At 69.3% G+C, this 15,358-nt stretch carries 12 protein-coding genes; 7 read left to right on the forward strand and 5 right to left on the reverse strand.

Annotation, left to right across the window (positions count from 1 at the left end; genetic code table 11):
• Nucleotides 1-32: 32 nt before the first annotated feature.
• Nucleotides 33-1,820: an IlvD/Edd family dehydratase gene (locus tag ACOOE8_RS16720; RefSeq protein WP_420392543.1), complete on the forward strand. Its 1,788-nt coding sequence runs from the start codon at nucleotides 33-35 to the stop codon at nucleotides 1,818-1,820.
• On the opposite strand, the gene ACOOE8_RS16725 is transcribed toward ACOOE8_RS16720, so the two are convergent.
• Genes ACOOE8_RS16725 through ACOOE8_RS16735 form a run of 3 tightly spaced genes read right to left on the reverse strand, consistent with a single transcriptional unit; the run spans nucleotide 1,740 to nucleotide 5,860 of the window.
• Nucleotides 1,740-2,306 (reverse strand): cytidine deaminase, encoded by a 567-nt coding sequence (locus ACOOE8_RS16725; RefSeq protein ID WP_420392544.1) that lies wholly within the window; start codon nucleotides 2,304-2,306, stop codon nucleotides 1,740-1,742. The two genes, ACOOE8_RS16720 and ACOOE8_RS16725, sit on opposite strands and share 81 nt — an antisense overlap.
• Nucleotides 2,290-4,440 (reverse strand): methylmalonyl-CoA mutase, encoded by a 2,151-nt coding sequence (gene scpA, locus ACOOE8_RS16730; RefSeq protein ID WP_420392545.1) that lies wholly within the window; start codon nucleotides 4,438-4,440, stop codon nucleotides 2,290-2,292. Before scpA ends, ACOOE8_RS16725 begins: the two co-directional genes overlap by 17 nt.
• 1 nt (nucleotide 4,441) lies before the next feature.
• The gene (locus tag ACOOE8_RS16735) at nucleotides 4,442-5,860 is read right to left on the reverse strand and encodes a methylmalonyl-CoA mutase family protein (protein ID WP_420392546.1); all 1,419 of its coding nucleotides are present in this window, start codon (nucleotides 5,858-5,860) and stop codon (nucleotides 4,442-4,444) included.
• A gap of 128 nt (nucleotides 5,861-5,988) precedes the next feature.
• On the opposite strand from ACOOE8_RS16735, the gene ACOOE8_RS16740 reads away from it, so the two are divergent.
• The 6 genes from ACOOE8_RS16740 (at nucleotide 5,989) to rnd (ending at nucleotide 14,274) form a co-directional block, all read left to right on the forward strand.
• Nucleotides 5,989-7,365, forward strand: coding sequence for a dipeptidase (locus tag ACOOE8_RS16740; RefSeq protein ID WP_420392547.1), 1,377 nt, complete (start codon nucleotides 5,989-5,991; stop codon nucleotides 7,363-7,365).
• Nucleotides 7,366-7,450: 85 nt separating this feature from the next.
• Nucleotides 7,451-8,122, forward strand: a complete 672-nt coding sequence (locus ACOOE8_RS16745; protein WP_420392548.1) for an HdeD family acid-resistance protein — start codon at nucleotides 7,451-7,453, stop codon at nucleotides 8,120-8,122.
• A gap of 208 nt (nucleotides 8,123-8,330) precedes the next feature.
• A complete protein-coding gene (locus ACOOE8_RS16750; RefSeq protein ID WP_420392549.1) occupies nucleotides 8,331-10,106 on the forward strand; it encodes an N-acetylglutaminylglutamine amidotransferase in 1,776 nt (591 codons plus the stop codon).
• Between the two features lie 9 nt (nucleotides 10,107-10,115).
• Entirely contained in the window at nucleotides 10,116-11,864 is a 1,749-nt protein-coding gene (gene ngg, locus ACOOE8_RS16755) for an N-acetylglutaminylglutamine synthetase (protein WP_420392550.1), read from the forward strand.
• Nucleotides 11,852-13,003 carry an osmoprotectant NAGGN system M42 family peptidase gene (locus tag ACOOE8_RS16760; RefSeq protein WP_420392551.1) on the forward strand — a complete coding sequence of 384 codons (1,152 nt, stop codon included), beginning with the start codon at nucleotides 11,852-11,854 and terminating at the stop codon, nucleotides 13,001-13,003. The genes ngg and ACOOE8_RS16760 overlap by 13 nt, the downstream gene beginning before the upstream one ends.
• A 5-nt stretch (nucleotides 13,004-13,008) precedes the next feature.
• Nucleotides 13,009-14,274 carry a ribonuclease D gene (rnd, locus tag ACOOE8_RS16765; protein WP_420392552.1) on the forward strand — a complete coding sequence of 422 codons (1,266 nt, stop codon included), beginning with the start codon at nucleotides 13,009-13,011 and terminating at the stop codon, nucleotides 14,272-14,274.
• 3 nt (nucleotides 14,275-14,277) lie between these two features.
• Here the strand turns inward: rnd and gpt are convergent, their stop codons facing one another.
• Together gpt and ACOOE8_RS16775 are read right to left on the reverse strand one after the other, a co-directional pair.
• Nucleotides 14,278-14,769, reverse strand: coding sequence for a xanthine phosphoribosyltransferase (gpt, locus tag ACOOE8_RS16770; protein WP_420392553.1), 492 nt, complete (start codon nucleotides 14,767-14,769; stop codon nucleotides 14,278-14,280).
• Between the two features lie 43 nt (nucleotides 14,770-14,812).
• Complete coding sequence (locus ACOOE8_RS16775; RefSeq protein ID WP_420392554.1) at nucleotides 14,813-15,208, reverse strand: hypothetical protein; 396 nt, start codon at nucleotides 15,206-15,208, stop codon at nucleotides 14,813-14,815.
• Nucleotides 15,209-15,358: the final 150 nt, after the last annotated feature.

Raw genomic sequence — 15,358 nt, forward strand, 5'->3', positions numbered from 1 at the left:
GCTAAGGTCGCGGCAACGGGAGGCGCGACACCATGGACGACGACGTGAACGGCTCGAACGACGGCGCGCGGGGCATGCGGCAAGGCCTTGCGCAGTACGGCGACGCAGGCTTTTCGCTTTTCCTGCGCAAGGCCTTCATCAAGGCGATGGGCTACTCGGACGCGGCGCTCGAGCGGCCCATCATCGGCATCACCGACACCTTCTCCGGCTACAACGCGTGTCACCGGACCGTGCCGGACCTCGTCGCGGCGATCTCGCGCGGCGTGATGCTCGCTGGCGGCTTGCCGGTCCCGTTCCCGATAACCTCGATCCACGAGTCGTTCTCCCATCCGACGTCGATGTTCCTGCGCAACCTCATGGCGATGGACGCGGAGGAGTTGGTTCGCGCGCAGCCGATGGACGCGGTGGTCCTGATCGGCGGGTGCGACAAGACCGTCCCGGCGCTCCTGATGGCTGCGGCGAGCGCCGACGTGCCGGCCATCCTGACGGTGACGGGGCCGATGATGACCGGCAGCCACCGCGGCGAGCGGCTCGGCGCGTGCACCGATTGCCGGCGGCTGTGGGCGCAGCATCGCGCAGGCAACCTCGACGAAGCTGAGATCGACGCGGTCTCGGGCGCCCTCGCACCGGGTCCTGGCACCTGCATGGTCATGGGCACCGCGAGCACGATGGCGCTGTGCGCGGAGGCGCTCGGCATGATGCTGCCCGGCGGCGCGGCGATCCCGGCCGTCCACGCGGACCGGCTGCGTCATGCCGAGGCGACGGGCGCGCGGGCGGTCTCGCTGGCCGCGGAGGAGCTGCGACCGACGGCGGTCATGACTGAGCGCGCGTTGGAGAACGCGATGCGGGTGCTCCAAGCCGTGGGCGGGTCGACGAACGCCGTCGTCCACCTTGCGGCGGTGGCTGGGCGGCTCGGCCACCCCTTCGACCTCAGCGTGGTCGACCGCCTCGGTGGGGAGACGCCGGTGCTCGTCGACCTCAAGCCCAGCGGCAAGCACTACATGGAGGACCTGTTCCGCGCCGGCGGCCTGGCGCCGGTCCTGCGCGAGTTGTCCGACACCCTCCACCTCGACTGCCTGACGGTGACCGGCCGGACGCTGGGCGAAGAGCTTGCCGACGCGCCCGACCCGTGGCCGCAGGACGTCGTGCGGTCCGCAGCCGATCCGATCCATCGAGGCGGCGGCATCCGCGCATTGTTCGGCAACCTCGCGCCGAACGGCGCGATCCTCAAGCAGGCGGCGGCCAGTGCGGAGCTGTTGGTCCACGAGGGGCGTGCGGTCGTGTTCGCCTCGCTGGAGGACATGGCAGCTCGCATCGACGATCCCGACCTCGACGTCGCCGCCGCCGACGTCCTCGTCCTGCAGAACGCTGGGCCGAAGGGCGGGCCGGGAATGCCGGAGGCCGGTGCGCTGCCGATCCCGAGGAGGCTCGCCGCCGCGGGGGTGCGCGACATGGTGCGCATCTCCGACGCGCGCATGTCCGGTACGGCGTTCGGGACCATCGTGCTGCACGTCTCTCCCGAGGCGGCGGAGGGCGGTCCGTTGGCGCTGGTGCGCACCGGCGACCGGATCAGCCTCGATGCCCATCAAGGGCGGCTCGACCTGTTGGTCGACGATGCGGAGCTTGCGCGCCGCCGCGCCGAGTGGCGCCCCCCGCAGCACGCTCGCGCCGAGCGGGGCTACGCCAAGCTGTACTTCGAGGAGGTGCTGCAGGCCGAGGACGGATGCGACTTCGACTTCCTAAGGAAGACCTCGCGTCGCTCCGGCGAGCCCGCCGATGCCGAGGTACCTGCCTCCGCCACCGTCCGGCTCGGTCGTTGAGCGCATCGGGCACGCAGGATGACACGCGCGCCACGTCGCTGCGGCGCGATGCCCTAGTCCCGGAACTTCTGGGGACCGAAGGCGTGCGGTAGCAGCTCGTGCAGAGGGACGACGAGGGTCTCTCAAGCCGAGGTGGTCGCGCACAAGGACGCGGCTGTCTGGTGCGGCGAACTCGCTGAACACCTGCCTGCAGCGGCCGCAGGGGGTTGCGAGCGCGGCGACGTCCGGACGGTCCGGCCGGTAGCCGACGACGGCAAGGGTCGTCAGCGCGCGGGCTCCAGCGAGCGCCGCGGCGACCACGGCGTTCATCTCCGCGCAGGCGGACAGCCCGTAGGATGCGTTCTCGACGTTGGCTGCGGCGAACGTAACCGTGCCGTCGCTCACCGCCGCGCCGACGTGGAACCCGGAGTAGGGGGCGTAGGCGGTGTCGGCGGCGGCGCGGGCCCTCTCAAGGAGCGCCGCCTCGGCCTCACTCGGCCGCCGCACGCGTCGTGTAGCCGAGCCGCTCGTTCAGCGTCGCGATCAGGGACTGCGCCGCGTCGGCGATCACCGTGCCCGGGGGGAAGATCGCCGCCGCGCCCATCGCCTTCAGCTCGGCGATGTCGGCGGGCGGGATGACACCGCCGATGGCGATGAGGATGTCCTCGCGCCCCTCCGCTGCGAGCGCCTCCTGGAGGTCGGGCAGCAGCGCGAGGTGCGAGCCGGCCAGGGATGAGACGCCGACGATGTGGACGTCGTTGTCCACCGCCTGCCGCGCGCACTCGGCGGGCGTTGCGAACAGCGGGCCGATGTCGACGTCGAACCCGAGGTCGGCGAAGGCGGAGGCGATGACCTTCTGTCCGCGGTCGTGGCCGTCCTGCCCCATCTTGGCGACGAGGATGCGCGGGCGCCGCCCGTCGGCGTCGGCGAAGGCGTCGGCCTCGCGGCGGACCTCCTCGATGCGCTGGCCCATCGTGCCGGCCTCGCGCTTGTAGACCCCGGTGATCGCCCGGATCTCGGCCGTGTGGCGACCGAAGGCGCGTTCCATGGCATCGCTCATCTCGCCGACGGTCGCGTGCGCCCGCGCGGCGTCGATGCACAGGGCAAGGAGGTTGCCGTCGCCGCGCGCGCCGTCCTCCAGCGCCGTCAGCGCCGCACCGGCCCTCGCCTCGTCCCGCTCGGCGCGAAGGCGGCCGAGCTTCTCGAGCTGCCGACGTCGCACGTCCGCGTTGTCGACCCTGAGCACCTCCACCTCCTGCTCAACGTCCGGCTTGTAGCGGTTGACGCCAACCACCGTCTGCTCGCCGGAATCGATCTTGGCCTGGGCGCGAGCCGCTGCCTCCTCGATGCGCAGCTTGGGCGTGCCGGCCTCGATGGCCTTCGCCATGCCGCCAAGGCCCTCGACCTCCTCGATGTGGGTCATGGCGCGGGCGGCGAGGTCGTGGGTCAGCCGCTCCACCGCGGGCGAGCCGCCCCATGGGTCGATGAAGCGCGTGGTACCGGACTCCTGCGCGAGGACGAGCTGCGTGTTGCGCGCGATGCGGGCCGAGAAGTCGGTGGGTAGGGCCAACGCCTCGTCGAGGGCGTTGGTGTGCAGGGACTGCGTGCCCCCCTGGGTCGCAGCCATCGCCTCGATCATCGTGCGGGCGACGTTGTTGTAGACGTCCTGGGCCGTGAGGGACCAGCCGGACGTCTGGCAATGCGTGCGTAGCGACGTCGACTTTGGGCTCGTCGGGTTGAACTCGCGCTCGATCAGCGTTGCCCAGAGGAAGCGGGCGGCGCGCAACTTCGCGACCTCCATGAAGAAGTGCATGCCGATCGCCCAGAAGAACGACAGTCGCGGCGCGAAGCTGTCGACGTCGAGCCCGGCGGCGACGCCGGCGCGCACGTACTCAAGGCCGTTGGCGAGCGTGTAGGCGAGCTCGAGGTCCGCCGTCGCCCCTGCCTCCTGCATGTGGTAGCCTGAGATGGAGATCGAGTTGTAGCGGGGCATGTGCTGCGCGGTGTGCGCGAAGATGTCCGACACGATCCGCATCGACGGGCGAGGCGGATAGATGAACGTGTTTCGGACCATGAACTCCTTCAGGATGTCGTTCTGGATGGTGCCGGACAGCTTGTCCTGGGGGACGCCCTGCTCCTCGGCGGCGACGATGTACAGTGCAAGGACCGGAAGCACCGCGCCGTTCATCGTCATGGAGACGCTCATCTCCTCGAGCGGGATGCCGTCGAAGAGGGTTCGCATGTCGAGGATGGAGTCGATGGCGACACCCGCCATGCCGACGTCGCCGGTGACGCGGGGATGGTCCGAATCATAGCCCCGGTGCGTGGCAAGGTCGAAGGCGATCGACAGCCCCTTCTGTCCGGCCGCCAGGTTGCGCCGGTAGAACGCGTTGGACTCCTCGGCGGTGGAGAAGCCGGCGTACTGGCGGATCGTCCAAGGCTTCTGGACGTACATCGTTGGGTACGGTCCCCGGATGTAGGGCGGAGCGCCAGGGACGGTGTCGAGCGGCAGGCCCTCGACGGCGGTGGGGTCGACGCGCGGGGCGATGGCGACCCCCTCGGCGGTCATCCATGGCTCGGTGGGTGCTGAAGCTGCGGCACTGCGGCGAGTGTACGGGACGGTGCGAAAGTCCGGCGTCATGTCAGCCTCCGAAGGCGGCAGCCGCGCGCTCGGGCGCGATGGCGGGACCCGACGGCACGGTCCCGTCAGTAAGGTCCGCGAGGGTGGCGCCGCGGGCAGCGGCGGCAACGAGGTCGGCAAAGCGATCGCCGTCGGGCGCCTCCGCGGTATCGGCGGGAGGCGCGACCGGAGCGGCGCTCGGCACGGCCGAGGGCGAGGCCGGCGGGTGGATCGTGACGCCGATGATCGCGCGCTCGCCCAAGCTCAGCCGCTCGGTCGCGGCCTCGGCGTCGGCCTGGACGGCCTCGGCGAGGCGACCTGACGCCACGACGTCGAGGTCGCCCTCCCAGGCCTGGAACCTTGCCCATGCAGCCTGCGCGAGCGCATCGGTGTAGGCCTCGACGGCGCCAGCGCCAGCGCCGGGATCGTCGAGCCTTGCGACGTGCGACTCCTCGATGAGCAGCGACTGGATGTTGCGCGCGAGGCGGCGGGCGAACGGGGTGCCCTCGGCGTCGAACGGCAGCACGCTCACGCTGTCCGCGCCGCCGACGCCGGCCGCGAAGGCGGCGATGGTGAGGCGCAGCAGGTTGGTCTGCGGGTCGGAGTAGGCGAGCATGCGATGGGACGTCTCGGCGTGCAGCGCGAGCGGCGCGTCCGAGCCGCACGCCTGTGCGACGAGCGCGTGGAGACGACGGGCGGCGCGCAGCTTGGCGATGGTCGCGAACTGGTCCTCGCTCGCCGACAGCGCCATGCCGATGGACGGCAGCGCCTCGCATGGTGGAACGCCACCTTCGTCGAGGCGGCGCAGCAGCGTCGCCACCACGTGCATCGCGAAGGCGAGTTCGGTGGCGGCTGAGGCGCCGGCCTCTGCGACGATCCGGCCGTCGGCGAGGAACACCGTGCCCGGCACGCCGAGGCGTCGGAACGCGGCGTGTGCGTCAGCGAGGGCGACGGAAGATGCGAAGTCCGAAGGAGCGCCCGCCGCGGCCGCGCCGACGGGGTCGAGGCCCGCGGCGAGCTGGGCGGGGGGAGTGCCGCGGCGCTCGACGAGAGCAGCGAGGAGCGCGAGTGCGGCACGGCCCCGCGCGCCGGCTTCCAGGCGCAGCGGCACGAGCTCGAGCTTGATGTCGTCGAGGGCGGCGTCGAGCGCGTCCACGGTCGCCGCCGTGAGGCCCCGTCCGTGCGCGGAGGGGGCGCCCGCGAACACGAGGGTGAGCGCGGTGGCACCGTTTTCGAGGTCGGCTCGCGCCTGCGCGGCGCTGTCCGGCCCGTCGACCCGCTGAACGACCTGCCAAGGCCGGTGGTACGGGCGGCCGAGCGCGGCAGGCTCGGTCGGTGCGTAGAGCGGACGCAGGGGAAAGCCGCTCGCGGTCCCGGTGTCGAGGGACTCGAGGGGTTCGCCGCGCAGCGCCTTCTCGGCAAGGGGGCGCCAAGCCTCCATCAGCGCGTCCTGCCCGTCGGGCCTGACCCACCCAAGCGGTCCGGCTTGCGCCGCATCGGTCATCGTGGTTGTCCCCCCCTTCGCATTATTGCCTTGCTGCCCAAGATGGCAACCGGAAGGACCGACCCATGAACCTCGACGCGATCCTTTCGCGCATCGACGACGACCTCGACGAGAGCCTCGAGCGGCTGTTCGCGTTCCTGCGCATTCCGTCGATCTCGACGGACCCGGCCTACGATGCAGCGTGCCGCGACGCCGCGACCTGGCTGAACGAGGACTTCGCCGCGATGGGGTTCTCCTCCAAGGTGCGCCCGACCACTGGCAAACCGATGGTCCTTGCCAAGAGCAACGGTAGCGCGGACGGCCCTACGATCCTGTTCTACGGCCACTACGACGTCCAACCCGTGGACCCGCTGGACCTTTGGGAGGAGGACCCCTTCGCGCCGCGCCTCGTCACGCGGGCGGACGGCACGAGGATGATCGTCGCGCGCGGGGCGTGTGACGACAAGGGTCAATTGATGACGTTCGTGGAGGCGGTGCGCGCGATCCTCAACGTCGAGGGGCGTTTGCCGGTGCCGCTCACCATCCTCATCGAGGGGGAGGAGGAGTCCGGCTCGCCGAGCCTGCCCGCGTTCCTGGCGAGCGCGGGCGATGAGCTGCGCGCCGACGCGGCCTTCGTCTGCGACACCGGGATGTGGGACGCCGAGACGCCGGCGATCGCACTTTCCCTGCGCGGGCTCGTGGGCGAGGAGATCACCGTGCGTTGTGCCAACCGCGACCTGCATTCGGGACAGTTCGGCGGACCCGCGCGCAACCCCAACCACGTCCTGGCGCAGATCCTTGCCGACCTCCACGACGCGGACGGGCGCGTGGCAGTGCCTGGGTTCTATGATGGCGTCGTCGAGGTGCCGCCGGAGACCAAGGCGAACTGGGATGGCCTCGGGCTGTCGGCGGAGGCGTTCCTCGGCCCCATCGGGCTGTCCGAGCCGGCTGGGGAGAAGGACCGCACCGTCCTCGAAAAGGTCTGGGCGCGCCCGACGCTGGAGGTCAATGGGATGTGGGGCGGCTACACCGGCCGAGGCTTCAAGACGGTGATCCCGGCCGAGGCGCGCGCCAAGGTCTCCTTCCGCCTGGTCGGCGAACAAGAGCCGGAACGGCTGCGCGAGGCGTTTCGCGCGTTCGTCCGCGAGCGTGTGCCTGCGGACTGCTCGGTGGAGTTCGCTGAGCACGGGGGAAGTCCGGCGCTCACCGTCCCCGTCGACTGGCCGATGCTGCGGCTCGGACAGGAGGCGCTGGCGGACGAGTGGGGACGGCCGACGGCGATGGTCGGGATGGGGGGCTCGATCCCCATCGTGCACGCCTTCAAGCACAAGCTTGGCATGGACAGCCTGATGATCGGCTTTGCGCTGGAGGACGACAACGTCCATTCGCCCAACGAGAAGTACGACCTGACCTCGTTCCACAAGGGCATCCGATCCTGGGCGAGGGTGCTCGCCGCGCTGTGACGCTGCGGCGTCGCGCCAGCGGACAGCGCGGAACGCGGGTCCGTCGCCGTCGTTCTACGCCCATGCGAACTGTAGCGAGGCGAACATGAGCTCTACGGACACCGGGGTGCTACGCGATCCGCTCTACGGCGCGATGACCCTGAACTGGAAGTGGATGCTCGCGCTCGGGCTCCTGATGGCCGTGCTCGGCATCATCGGTCTCGGGATGACGTACGCGCTGACCATCGTCGGCGTCCTATGGTTCGGCGTGCTCGCCATCGTGGGCGGGATCGCGCAGGTCATCGATGCCTTCAAGTACAAGGGCTGGCGAGGGTTCGCGGCTCACCTTCTGATGGGCCTCCTCTACATCGGCGCGGGCGTGGTCCTCATCGTCCTGCCCGTCCAGTCGGCTTGGTGGCTGACGCTGCTGATCGGCGCTGTCTTCATCATCACCGGCGTCCTGCGGCTTGTCACCGCCTTCCAGATGCGCGGTGGCGGTTCGGGCAGCGTGTGGCTTGGGCTCACCGGCGTCATCTCGCTGGTTCTGGGCGCGATGATCTTTGCGGTCGTCGATCTTCCCGACACCGAGGCGCTGGCGACCCTGGAGGGGGCGGAGGGCTGGTTCCTCGAGTGGGGTTGGGTGATCGGCCTCTTCATCGCCATCGAGTTCATCGTGCACGGCGCGTCGCTGGTGGCCCTGTCCTTCACCGCGAGGAACCGCGGCAACGCGGCGACCGCCGAGGAGGCCCGTCGGGGCGAGGCGCCTCAATCGGTCTGAGGACGCTGCGACTCGGTAGCCCCCACGGTGTGGTTCGCGTTGCTCGGGGCGGTCTCCTCCATACATGGCGGTGCATCGTCCTGTCGTCGGCTGTGGTACACCGACAAAAGTCAGGTCCGCGCGCGAACCCTGCCGGGATGCCCGACGGGCCTATCCTTTCCAGGTATTGTCGCCTAACAAGCAGCGCGGAATTGGGAGCACGCGCTCGATGTGCGGGATTTGTGGTGAGGTCCGGTTCGACGGGGCGCAAGCCTCGGTGCCGGCCGTCGTCACCATGGCCGAGGCGATGGCGCCACGCGGTCCGGACGGCGCCGGCCTCCTGGCACGGGACGCCTTTGCGTTCGGCCACCGGCGGCTGACGATCATCGACCTTTCGGTGCGCTCATCGCAGCCGATGACGGACCCGCAGCTCGGTCTCTCCATCGTCTTCAACGGCTGCATCTACAACTACCCAGAGCTGCGCGCCGAGCTGGAGGGGAGGGGCTACGCGTTCTTCTCCTCGGGCGACACCGAGGTGATCCTCAAGGCGTATCACGCCTGGGGCGCCGACTGCGTGAAGCGCTTCCATGGGATGTTCGCATTCGCGATCCACGAGCGCGACAGCGGGCGCGTCGTGCTGGGTCGCGACCGCTTCGGCATCAAGCCGATGTACCTCGCGCACGGTCCGGGACGGCTGCGCTTCGCCTCGTCGCTTCAGGCGCTGCTCGCGGCCGGGGACCTCGACACCTCGATCGACCCCGTCGCGCTCAACCACTACATGTCGTTCCATGCGGTGGTGCCGCCGCCACGCACCATCCTATCGGGAGTGCGCAAGCTCCCGCCGGCGACCGTACGCGTCATCGAGCCGGACGGCCGCTCGTCCGACACGGTGTATTGGGAGGTGAGCTACGCGCGCGACGCTGCCGACGTCGCGACGTCGGCGCAGGAGTGGCGCGACCGTGTGCTTGGCGCGCTGCGAACGGCGGTGGATCGGCGCATGGTCGCCGACGTGCCGGTCGGCGTGCTCCTGTCGGGTGGCGTCGACTCATCGGTGATCGTCGCGCTGCTCGCCGAGGCGGGCCAGACCGGGCTGAAAACGTTCTCCATCGGCTTCGAGGATGCGCACGGTGAGCTCGGCAACGAGTACGAGTACTCCGACCTCATCGCCGAGCGGTTCGGCACCGACCACCACAAGATCTTCATCCCTTCATCGGAGATGATCGAGGCGCTGCCGGCGACCGTCGCCGCGATGCCGGAACCGATGGTGTCCTACGACAACGTCGGGTTCTTCCTGCTGTCGCGGGAGGTCGCCAAGCACATCAAGGTCGTCCAGTCGGGTCAGGGCGCCGACGAGGTGTTCGGCGGCTACCACTGGTATCCTCCCATGGCGGCGGCGAACGATCCGCTCGCCACGTACTCCGAGGCGTTCTTCGATCGGTCGTGGGAGCGCATGCAGCAGGAGGTCGCGGCACCCTACCTTTGCGATCGGGACGAGGCGACTGAGTTCGTGCGCGATCGGTTCGCGATGTCCGGGGCGGATGATCCGGTGGACAAGGCGCTGAGGATCGACTCGACGGTGATGTTGGTGGACGACCCGGTGAAGCGGGTCGACGCGATGACGATGGCGTGGGGGCTCGAGGCGCGGGTGCCGTTCCTCGACCACGAGCTTTGCGAGCTCGCCGCCCGCATCCCGGCGCAGCATAAGCTCAACGACGGAGGCAAGGGCGTCCTCAAGGACGTCGCGCGCGGGCTCGTTCCGCACGAGGTCATCGACCGCAAGAAGGGGTACTTCCCCGTGCCGGCGTTGAAGTACATCTCCGGCCCGGTGAAGGAGATGGTCGGGGACGTGCTCGGCGCGCGGGCGGCGAAGGATCGCGGGCTGTTCAATCCAGCCTACCTCGACCGGCTCCTCGCCGACCCCCCGGCGCACATCACGCCGCTTCGCGGCTCCGAGCTGTGGCAGGTCGCCCTGCTCGAGATGTGGCTGCAAACCCATCGGATCTGAGGAGCACCGATGCCGGAAGTTCTCGACGCAGAGCGACGCAGCGACCTGCCGCGCGCTGCCGAAATGACGAACGTCGGCCTGGAGTGCGGCTGGGGAACGCTGCACTTCGCGGACACCTACGAAACGGCGCAAGCGCTCGCCGAGGCAATGCGCGGCGAGGGGCCGGGACGCCGCGACATCGCGTTCTACGTCGAGGAGCCGCACGTGATGCTGTCGGCGGCGCCGCTCGAGCTGTTCCTCGACCCGAGCCACGCGTTCCGCCTCGTCCTTGCTCGCTACGAGCCTTCGGAGCGCAGGCCCGAGGGCTACCTCGTCCGTAGCCTTTCCAACGAGGAGGATGCAGAGGCGGTCAACCGGATCTACGCCATGCGAGGCATGGTGCCGGTGCGGCCGGACTTCTTTTGGAGGCGTAGGCACAGCCGTGCGTTCACCTACCTCGTCGCCGAAGACTCGATGACGGGGGCGATCATCGGCACGATCACCGGCATCGACCACGCACGCGCGTTCGGCGATCCGCGTCGTGGCACGTCGCTGTGGTGCCTTGCGGTGGATCCGCAGACGCGCTGCTCGGGGGTCGGCGAGATGCTCGTGCGAAGGCTTGCGGACGGCTTCAAGGAGCGTGGTGGTTCGACCCTCGACCTCTCCGTGCTGCACGACAACGAGCACGCCATTCAGCTCTACGAGCGGCTCGGGTTCGAGCGGCTCGCGGTCTACACCTTGAAGCGGAAGAACCCCATCAACGAGCGCCTGTTCGCTGGTCCGGGACCGGAGAGCGAGCTGAACCCCTACGCGCGCATCATCGTGGATGAGGCGCGGCGGCGTGGGATCGACGTCGACGTCATCGATGCAGCGCACGGCTACTTCCGCCTCACCTACGGCGGGCGGACGATCCGCTGCCGCGAGTCGCTGTCGGAGATGACGAGCGCGGTGGCGATGTCGATCTGCGACGACAAGTCGGTCACCCGCTCGATCGTCGAGGCCGCGGGCATCTCAGTTCCCGACGAGGTCGAGGTCCGTGATGCGGCCGGTGCCCGAGCCATGTTGGAGCGGCACGAGAGGATCGTGGTCAAGCCGGCGCGCGGCGAGCAGGGCCGTGGGATCTCGGTGGGACTGACAGCCGAGGACGACATCGAAGGCGCCTTCGAGCGAGCCCGCGAGGTGTGCGAGCGCGTCCTCGTGGAGGAGTTCGTCGAGGGCGACGACCTCAGGCTGGTGGTGATCGACCATCGCGTGGTGGCCGCCGCGGTGCGCCGGCCGGCACGCATCTATGGCGACGGCGCGTCGAGCGTGCGTCAGTTGATCGAGACCCACAGCCGTCGCCGAGCGGCGGCGACGGGGGGTGAGGCGTCGATCCCCATCGACGGCGAGACGGACCGTTGCCTGCGGGCTGCCGGGATCACCCTCGACGACGTGATCGAGGAGGGGCGGGAGGTCGAGGTGCGTCGGACGGCGAACCTTCACACCGGCGGTACGATCCACGACGTCACCGACCACGTCCATCCGGCGTTGGTGGACGCGGCGGTGAGAGTGTCGCGTGCCATCGACATCCCGGTGGTCGGGGTCGACCTGATGGTTCGCTCGCACCGGGCGGGCGTCTACCGCTTCATCGAGGCGAACGAGCGGGTCGGGCTCGCGAACCACGAGCCGCAGCCGACGGCGCAGCGCTTCGTCGATCTGCTGTTCCCGCAGTCGATCCCGCATGCCCTTCGTCAGGTCCACCGGCACGGCGCCGACGCGGGGGAACCGTGCCCCGTCTGACGATCGACACGGTCTACCTGAAGGACACGTTGGCCGAGCTGCTGTCGATCGCTTCACCGACCGGTTACACGGACACCATCGTACGGGCCGCAGTCGGCGAGCTGCGACGTTTGGGCATCGAGATGGAGATCACCCGGCGAGGGGCGATCCGGGCGCGGCTCCCCGGTAAGAGCCCGCACGGGGCGCGGGCGATGATCGCGCACCTCGACACGCTGGGGGCGCAGGTGAAGGCACTGAAGGCCAACGGGCGGCTGGAGCTCGTGCCGATCGGGACCTGGTCCGCGCGGTTCGCGGAGGGCGCGCGCACGACCGTGTTCACCGACAAGGGGGCGTACCGCGGAACGATCCTGCCTCTGAAGGCGTCGGGGCACACGTTCAACGAGGAAATCGACACGCAGCCGGTGGCGTGGTCGAACCTCGAGCTCAGGGTCGATGCGCTTCTGAAGGACAACTACGACCTCGACCGGCTCGGCTTCTCCATCGGCGACATCATCGCGGTGGACCCACAGCCGGAGTTCACCGACAACGACTTCATCGTGTCGCGACATCTCGACGATAAGGGGGGCGTGGCGGCCCTGTTCGCCACGATGGAGGCGCTGGTCCGCGAGGACGCGGAGCTGCCGGTGGACCTCTTCTTCATCTTTTCGATCTCCGAGGAGGTGGGGATCGGCGGGGCGTCGGTGCTGACGGACGACATCGCCTCGCTCATCACCGTCGATAACGGGACCACGGCGCCGGGCCAGGCGTCGAGCGAGTTCGGGGTGACCATCGGGATGGCGGACCAGTCCGGTCCATTCGACTGGCACCTCACCCACAAGCTTGTGCGGCTGTGCGAGGAGAACGACATCCGTTACCAGAAGGACATCTTCCGCTACTACCGTTCCGACAGTGCCGCTGCGCTCGAGGCGGGCTACGACGTGCGGACCTCGCTGGTCACGTTCGGCGTCGATGCATCCCATGGCTACGAGCGCATCCACATGCACGCCCTGCGCTCCATCGCCGAGCTTCTGACGGCCTACGCGGTCAGCCCGGTGGAGATCGGCCGCGACCGCGACGGCATGGGACCGATTGCCGGCTTCCCGACCCAGCCGATGGAGGACGCCGACGTCTTCCCGCGGCCCGGCAAGGCGCAGTTCTGAGGACCATGCAGGTCATCGGGTCCACCGACGAGCTCGCGTCCCTGTGCGGAAGGCTCGTCGACGCCGAGTTCGTCAGCGTCGACACGGAGTTCATGCGCGAGACGACGTTCTGGCCGAAGCTGTGCCTCGTGCAGATCGCCTCCATGGACGAGGCGGCGGTGATCGACCCGTTGGCCGACGGGCTGTCGCTGGAGCCGTTGATTGCCCTGCTGGCCGACGAGCGCGTCATGAAGGTGTTCCACGCGGCGCGCCAGGACATCGAGATCTTCCATCATTTGTCGGGATCGGTGCCGCGGCCGATCTTCGATACGCAGGTGGCTGCGATGGTGTGCGGCTTCGGCGACTCGATCGCCTACGACTCCATCGTGCAGCGGGTCACCGGGTCGTTGGTCGACAAGTCGTCGCGGTTCACCGACTGGGCTGCGCGTCCGCTCACCGACGCTCAGCTCGCCTACGCGCTCGCCGACGTCACGCACCTCAGGCACGTGTACCTGCACCTGCGTGACGCGCTGGAGGAGAGGGGCCGAGCGGACTGGGTGGCGGAGGAGATGGCGCTCCTGACGTCCCCGGAGACCTACGATTTGCAGCCGGAGGACGCCTGGCGCCGGCTTAAGGGTCGAACACGCCAGCCGGTGGAGCTTGCCGTCCTGCAGGAGATCGCGGCGCTGCGCGAGCGGGAGGCCCGCGAGCGCGATGTGCCGCGCAACCGTGTTTTGAAGGACGACGTGATCTATGAGATCGCGCTCCAGCGACCGCGGACCGCTGAAGCGCTGGGTCAGTTGAGGGCGGTGAGCAAGGGGTTCGAGCGCTCGCGGCTCGGCCAATCGGTGCTCGCGGTCGTCAACGAGGTGCTCGCGCGTCCGCCGGAGACGCTGCCGTCCCTGCCGCGCCGCAAGGCGAGCATCGAGGCCGCCGGATCGGCGGTCGAGCTCATGAAGGTGCTCCTCAAGCTCACCGCGGAGGCCCATGGCGTCGCGCCGAAGGTGCTGGCGACGGTGGACGACCTCGAGGCAATTGTGGCGGGACAGGACGCTCCAGCGTTGTCGGGGTGGCGACGGGTCGTGTTCGGGGAGGCGGCGCTGAAGCTGCGGGACGGCGAGATCGCCATCGCGTTCGACGGACGAGGGCTGCGCACCATCGACTGCGAGCGTCCGGTCAACCCGATGCCTGCGCCGTCCGGCGGGCGAAGGCGCAGACGGCGCGGTCGTTCGGGGGCGACCGACGTCGGCGGATCGGCGGAGGTCAACGGCGATGTTGGGACCGCGGACTAGCGGTCAGCCTCGGATCGGCGGTTGGAACGAGTAGCCGAGGTCCCAGGGGAAGTAGATCCAGGTGTCCTGGCTGACCTCGGTGACGAAGGTGTCGACTTGAGGCCGCCCCTTCGGCTTGGCGTAGACGGTTGCAATGTGCACGTCCGGAAGCCTTCGGCGCACGAGGAGCGCTGTCTTGCCGGTGTCGACCAGGTCGTCGACGACGAGGACGGTACGGCGGTCGAGGGCCGCGATTTTGTCGTCCACGTCCTTCAGGACGGTCAGGCTATCGAGCTGCTCGAAGTCTCCGTAGGAGACGATGCAGATCGTTTCGATCATCCGCACGCCGAGCTCGCGGGCGACGATGGCCGCTGGGACGAGACCGCCGCGGGTGATGCAGACGACGGCCTCGAACGGGCCCTCCGCGGACAGCCGCCAAGCGAGCGCCCTACAATCGCGGTGGAACTGGTCCCAGGACACCGGGAAGGCTTTCTCGGGAAGTCGGTCGTCGGCCATGGGGACCGGTCGCTTCCAAGTCTCGGGTTGTCAAGACGGCCTGTCAGTCGGCAAGCCCATGCCCGGCGAAGGCGGCCTTGCGCTCCTGTGCTGACGCGGGTGCCAAGGCGCGGTCGACATCGGTCAGGTCGTCCGCGCGCTCTTCGGTCATCGGATCCGTCGTGAAGGGGCTCGGCTCCGTGGAGTTCGACGGCGAATTCACGATGCCAGGTGCCTGCGTCGCGTTGTGCAGCGACGACAGGGCGGCAGCGATGGCGTCACCGGTCTGTCGCGCCAGATCGGCGCCTTGGTGACACGCCTGCGGCCGACGCTCGCAGAACGCCCGGGCATCCTCGACCGCGGCACCGACCACACCGGCAAGTTGCGATCCCGGCGCGAGGAGTGGGCTCATGGCCACCAGGATGGTGACCAGGATCATGAGCTTGAGAAAGAGCTTCATTGGGCTGCCCCGCTGCGGCGTCGTCCGGCGACCCTAAGGCCGGAGGGGTAACTCCCCGGTTGGGTAGGGCGGTCGCATTGCGCCGTCCGCAGTGATCACTGGTTTAACATCCCCTTCATCGATTTCGACGACCCTTCGGCGGAGGAGGAC

It is taken from the genome of Acuticoccus sp., assembly GCF_965213555.1.
Taxonomy (GTDB): Bacteria; Pseudomonadota; Alphaproteobacteria; order Rhizobiales; family Amorphaceae; genus Acuticoccus.

Coding starts and splice junctions, on each gene's coding strand:
- ACOOE8_RS16720 (WP_420392543.1), top strand. CDS start 33: ATGGACGACGACGTGAACGGCTCGAACGACGGCGCGCGGGGCATGCGG.
- scpA (WP_420392545.1), bottom strand. CDS start 4,440: ATGACGCCGGACTTTCGCACCGTCCCGTACACTCGCCGCAGTGCCGCA.
- ACOOE8_RS16735 (WP_420392546.1), bottom strand. CDS start 5,860: ATGGAGGCTTGGCGCCCCCTTGCCGAGAAGGCGCTGCGCGGCGAACCC.
- ACOOE8_RS16740 (WP_420392547.1), top strand. CDS start 5,989: ATGAACCTCGACGCGATCCTTTCGCGCATCGACGACGACCTCGACGAG.
- ACOOE8_RS16745 (WP_420392548.1), top strand. CDS start 7,451: ATGAGCTCTACGGACACCGGGGTGCTACGCGATCCGCTCTACGGCGCG.
- ACOOE8_RS16750 (WP_420392549.1), top strand. CDS start 8,331: ATGTGCGGGATTTGTGGTGAGGTCCGGTTCGACGGGGCGCAAGCCTCG.
- ngg (WP_420392550.1), top strand. CDS start 10,116: ATGCCGGAAGTTCTCGACGCAGAGCGACGCAGCGACCTGCCGCGCGCT.
- rnd (WP_420392552.1), top strand. CDS start 13,009: ATGCAGGTCATCGGGTCCACCGACGAGCTCGCGTCCCTGTGCGGAAGG.
- gpt (WP_420392553.1), bottom strand. CDS start 14,769: ATGGCCGACGACCGACTTCCCGAGAAAGCCTTCCCGGTGTCCTGGGAC.
- ACOOE8_RS16775 (WP_420392554.1), bottom strand. CDS start 15,208: ATGAAGCTCTTTCTCAAGCTCATGATCCTGGTCACCATCCTGGTGGCC.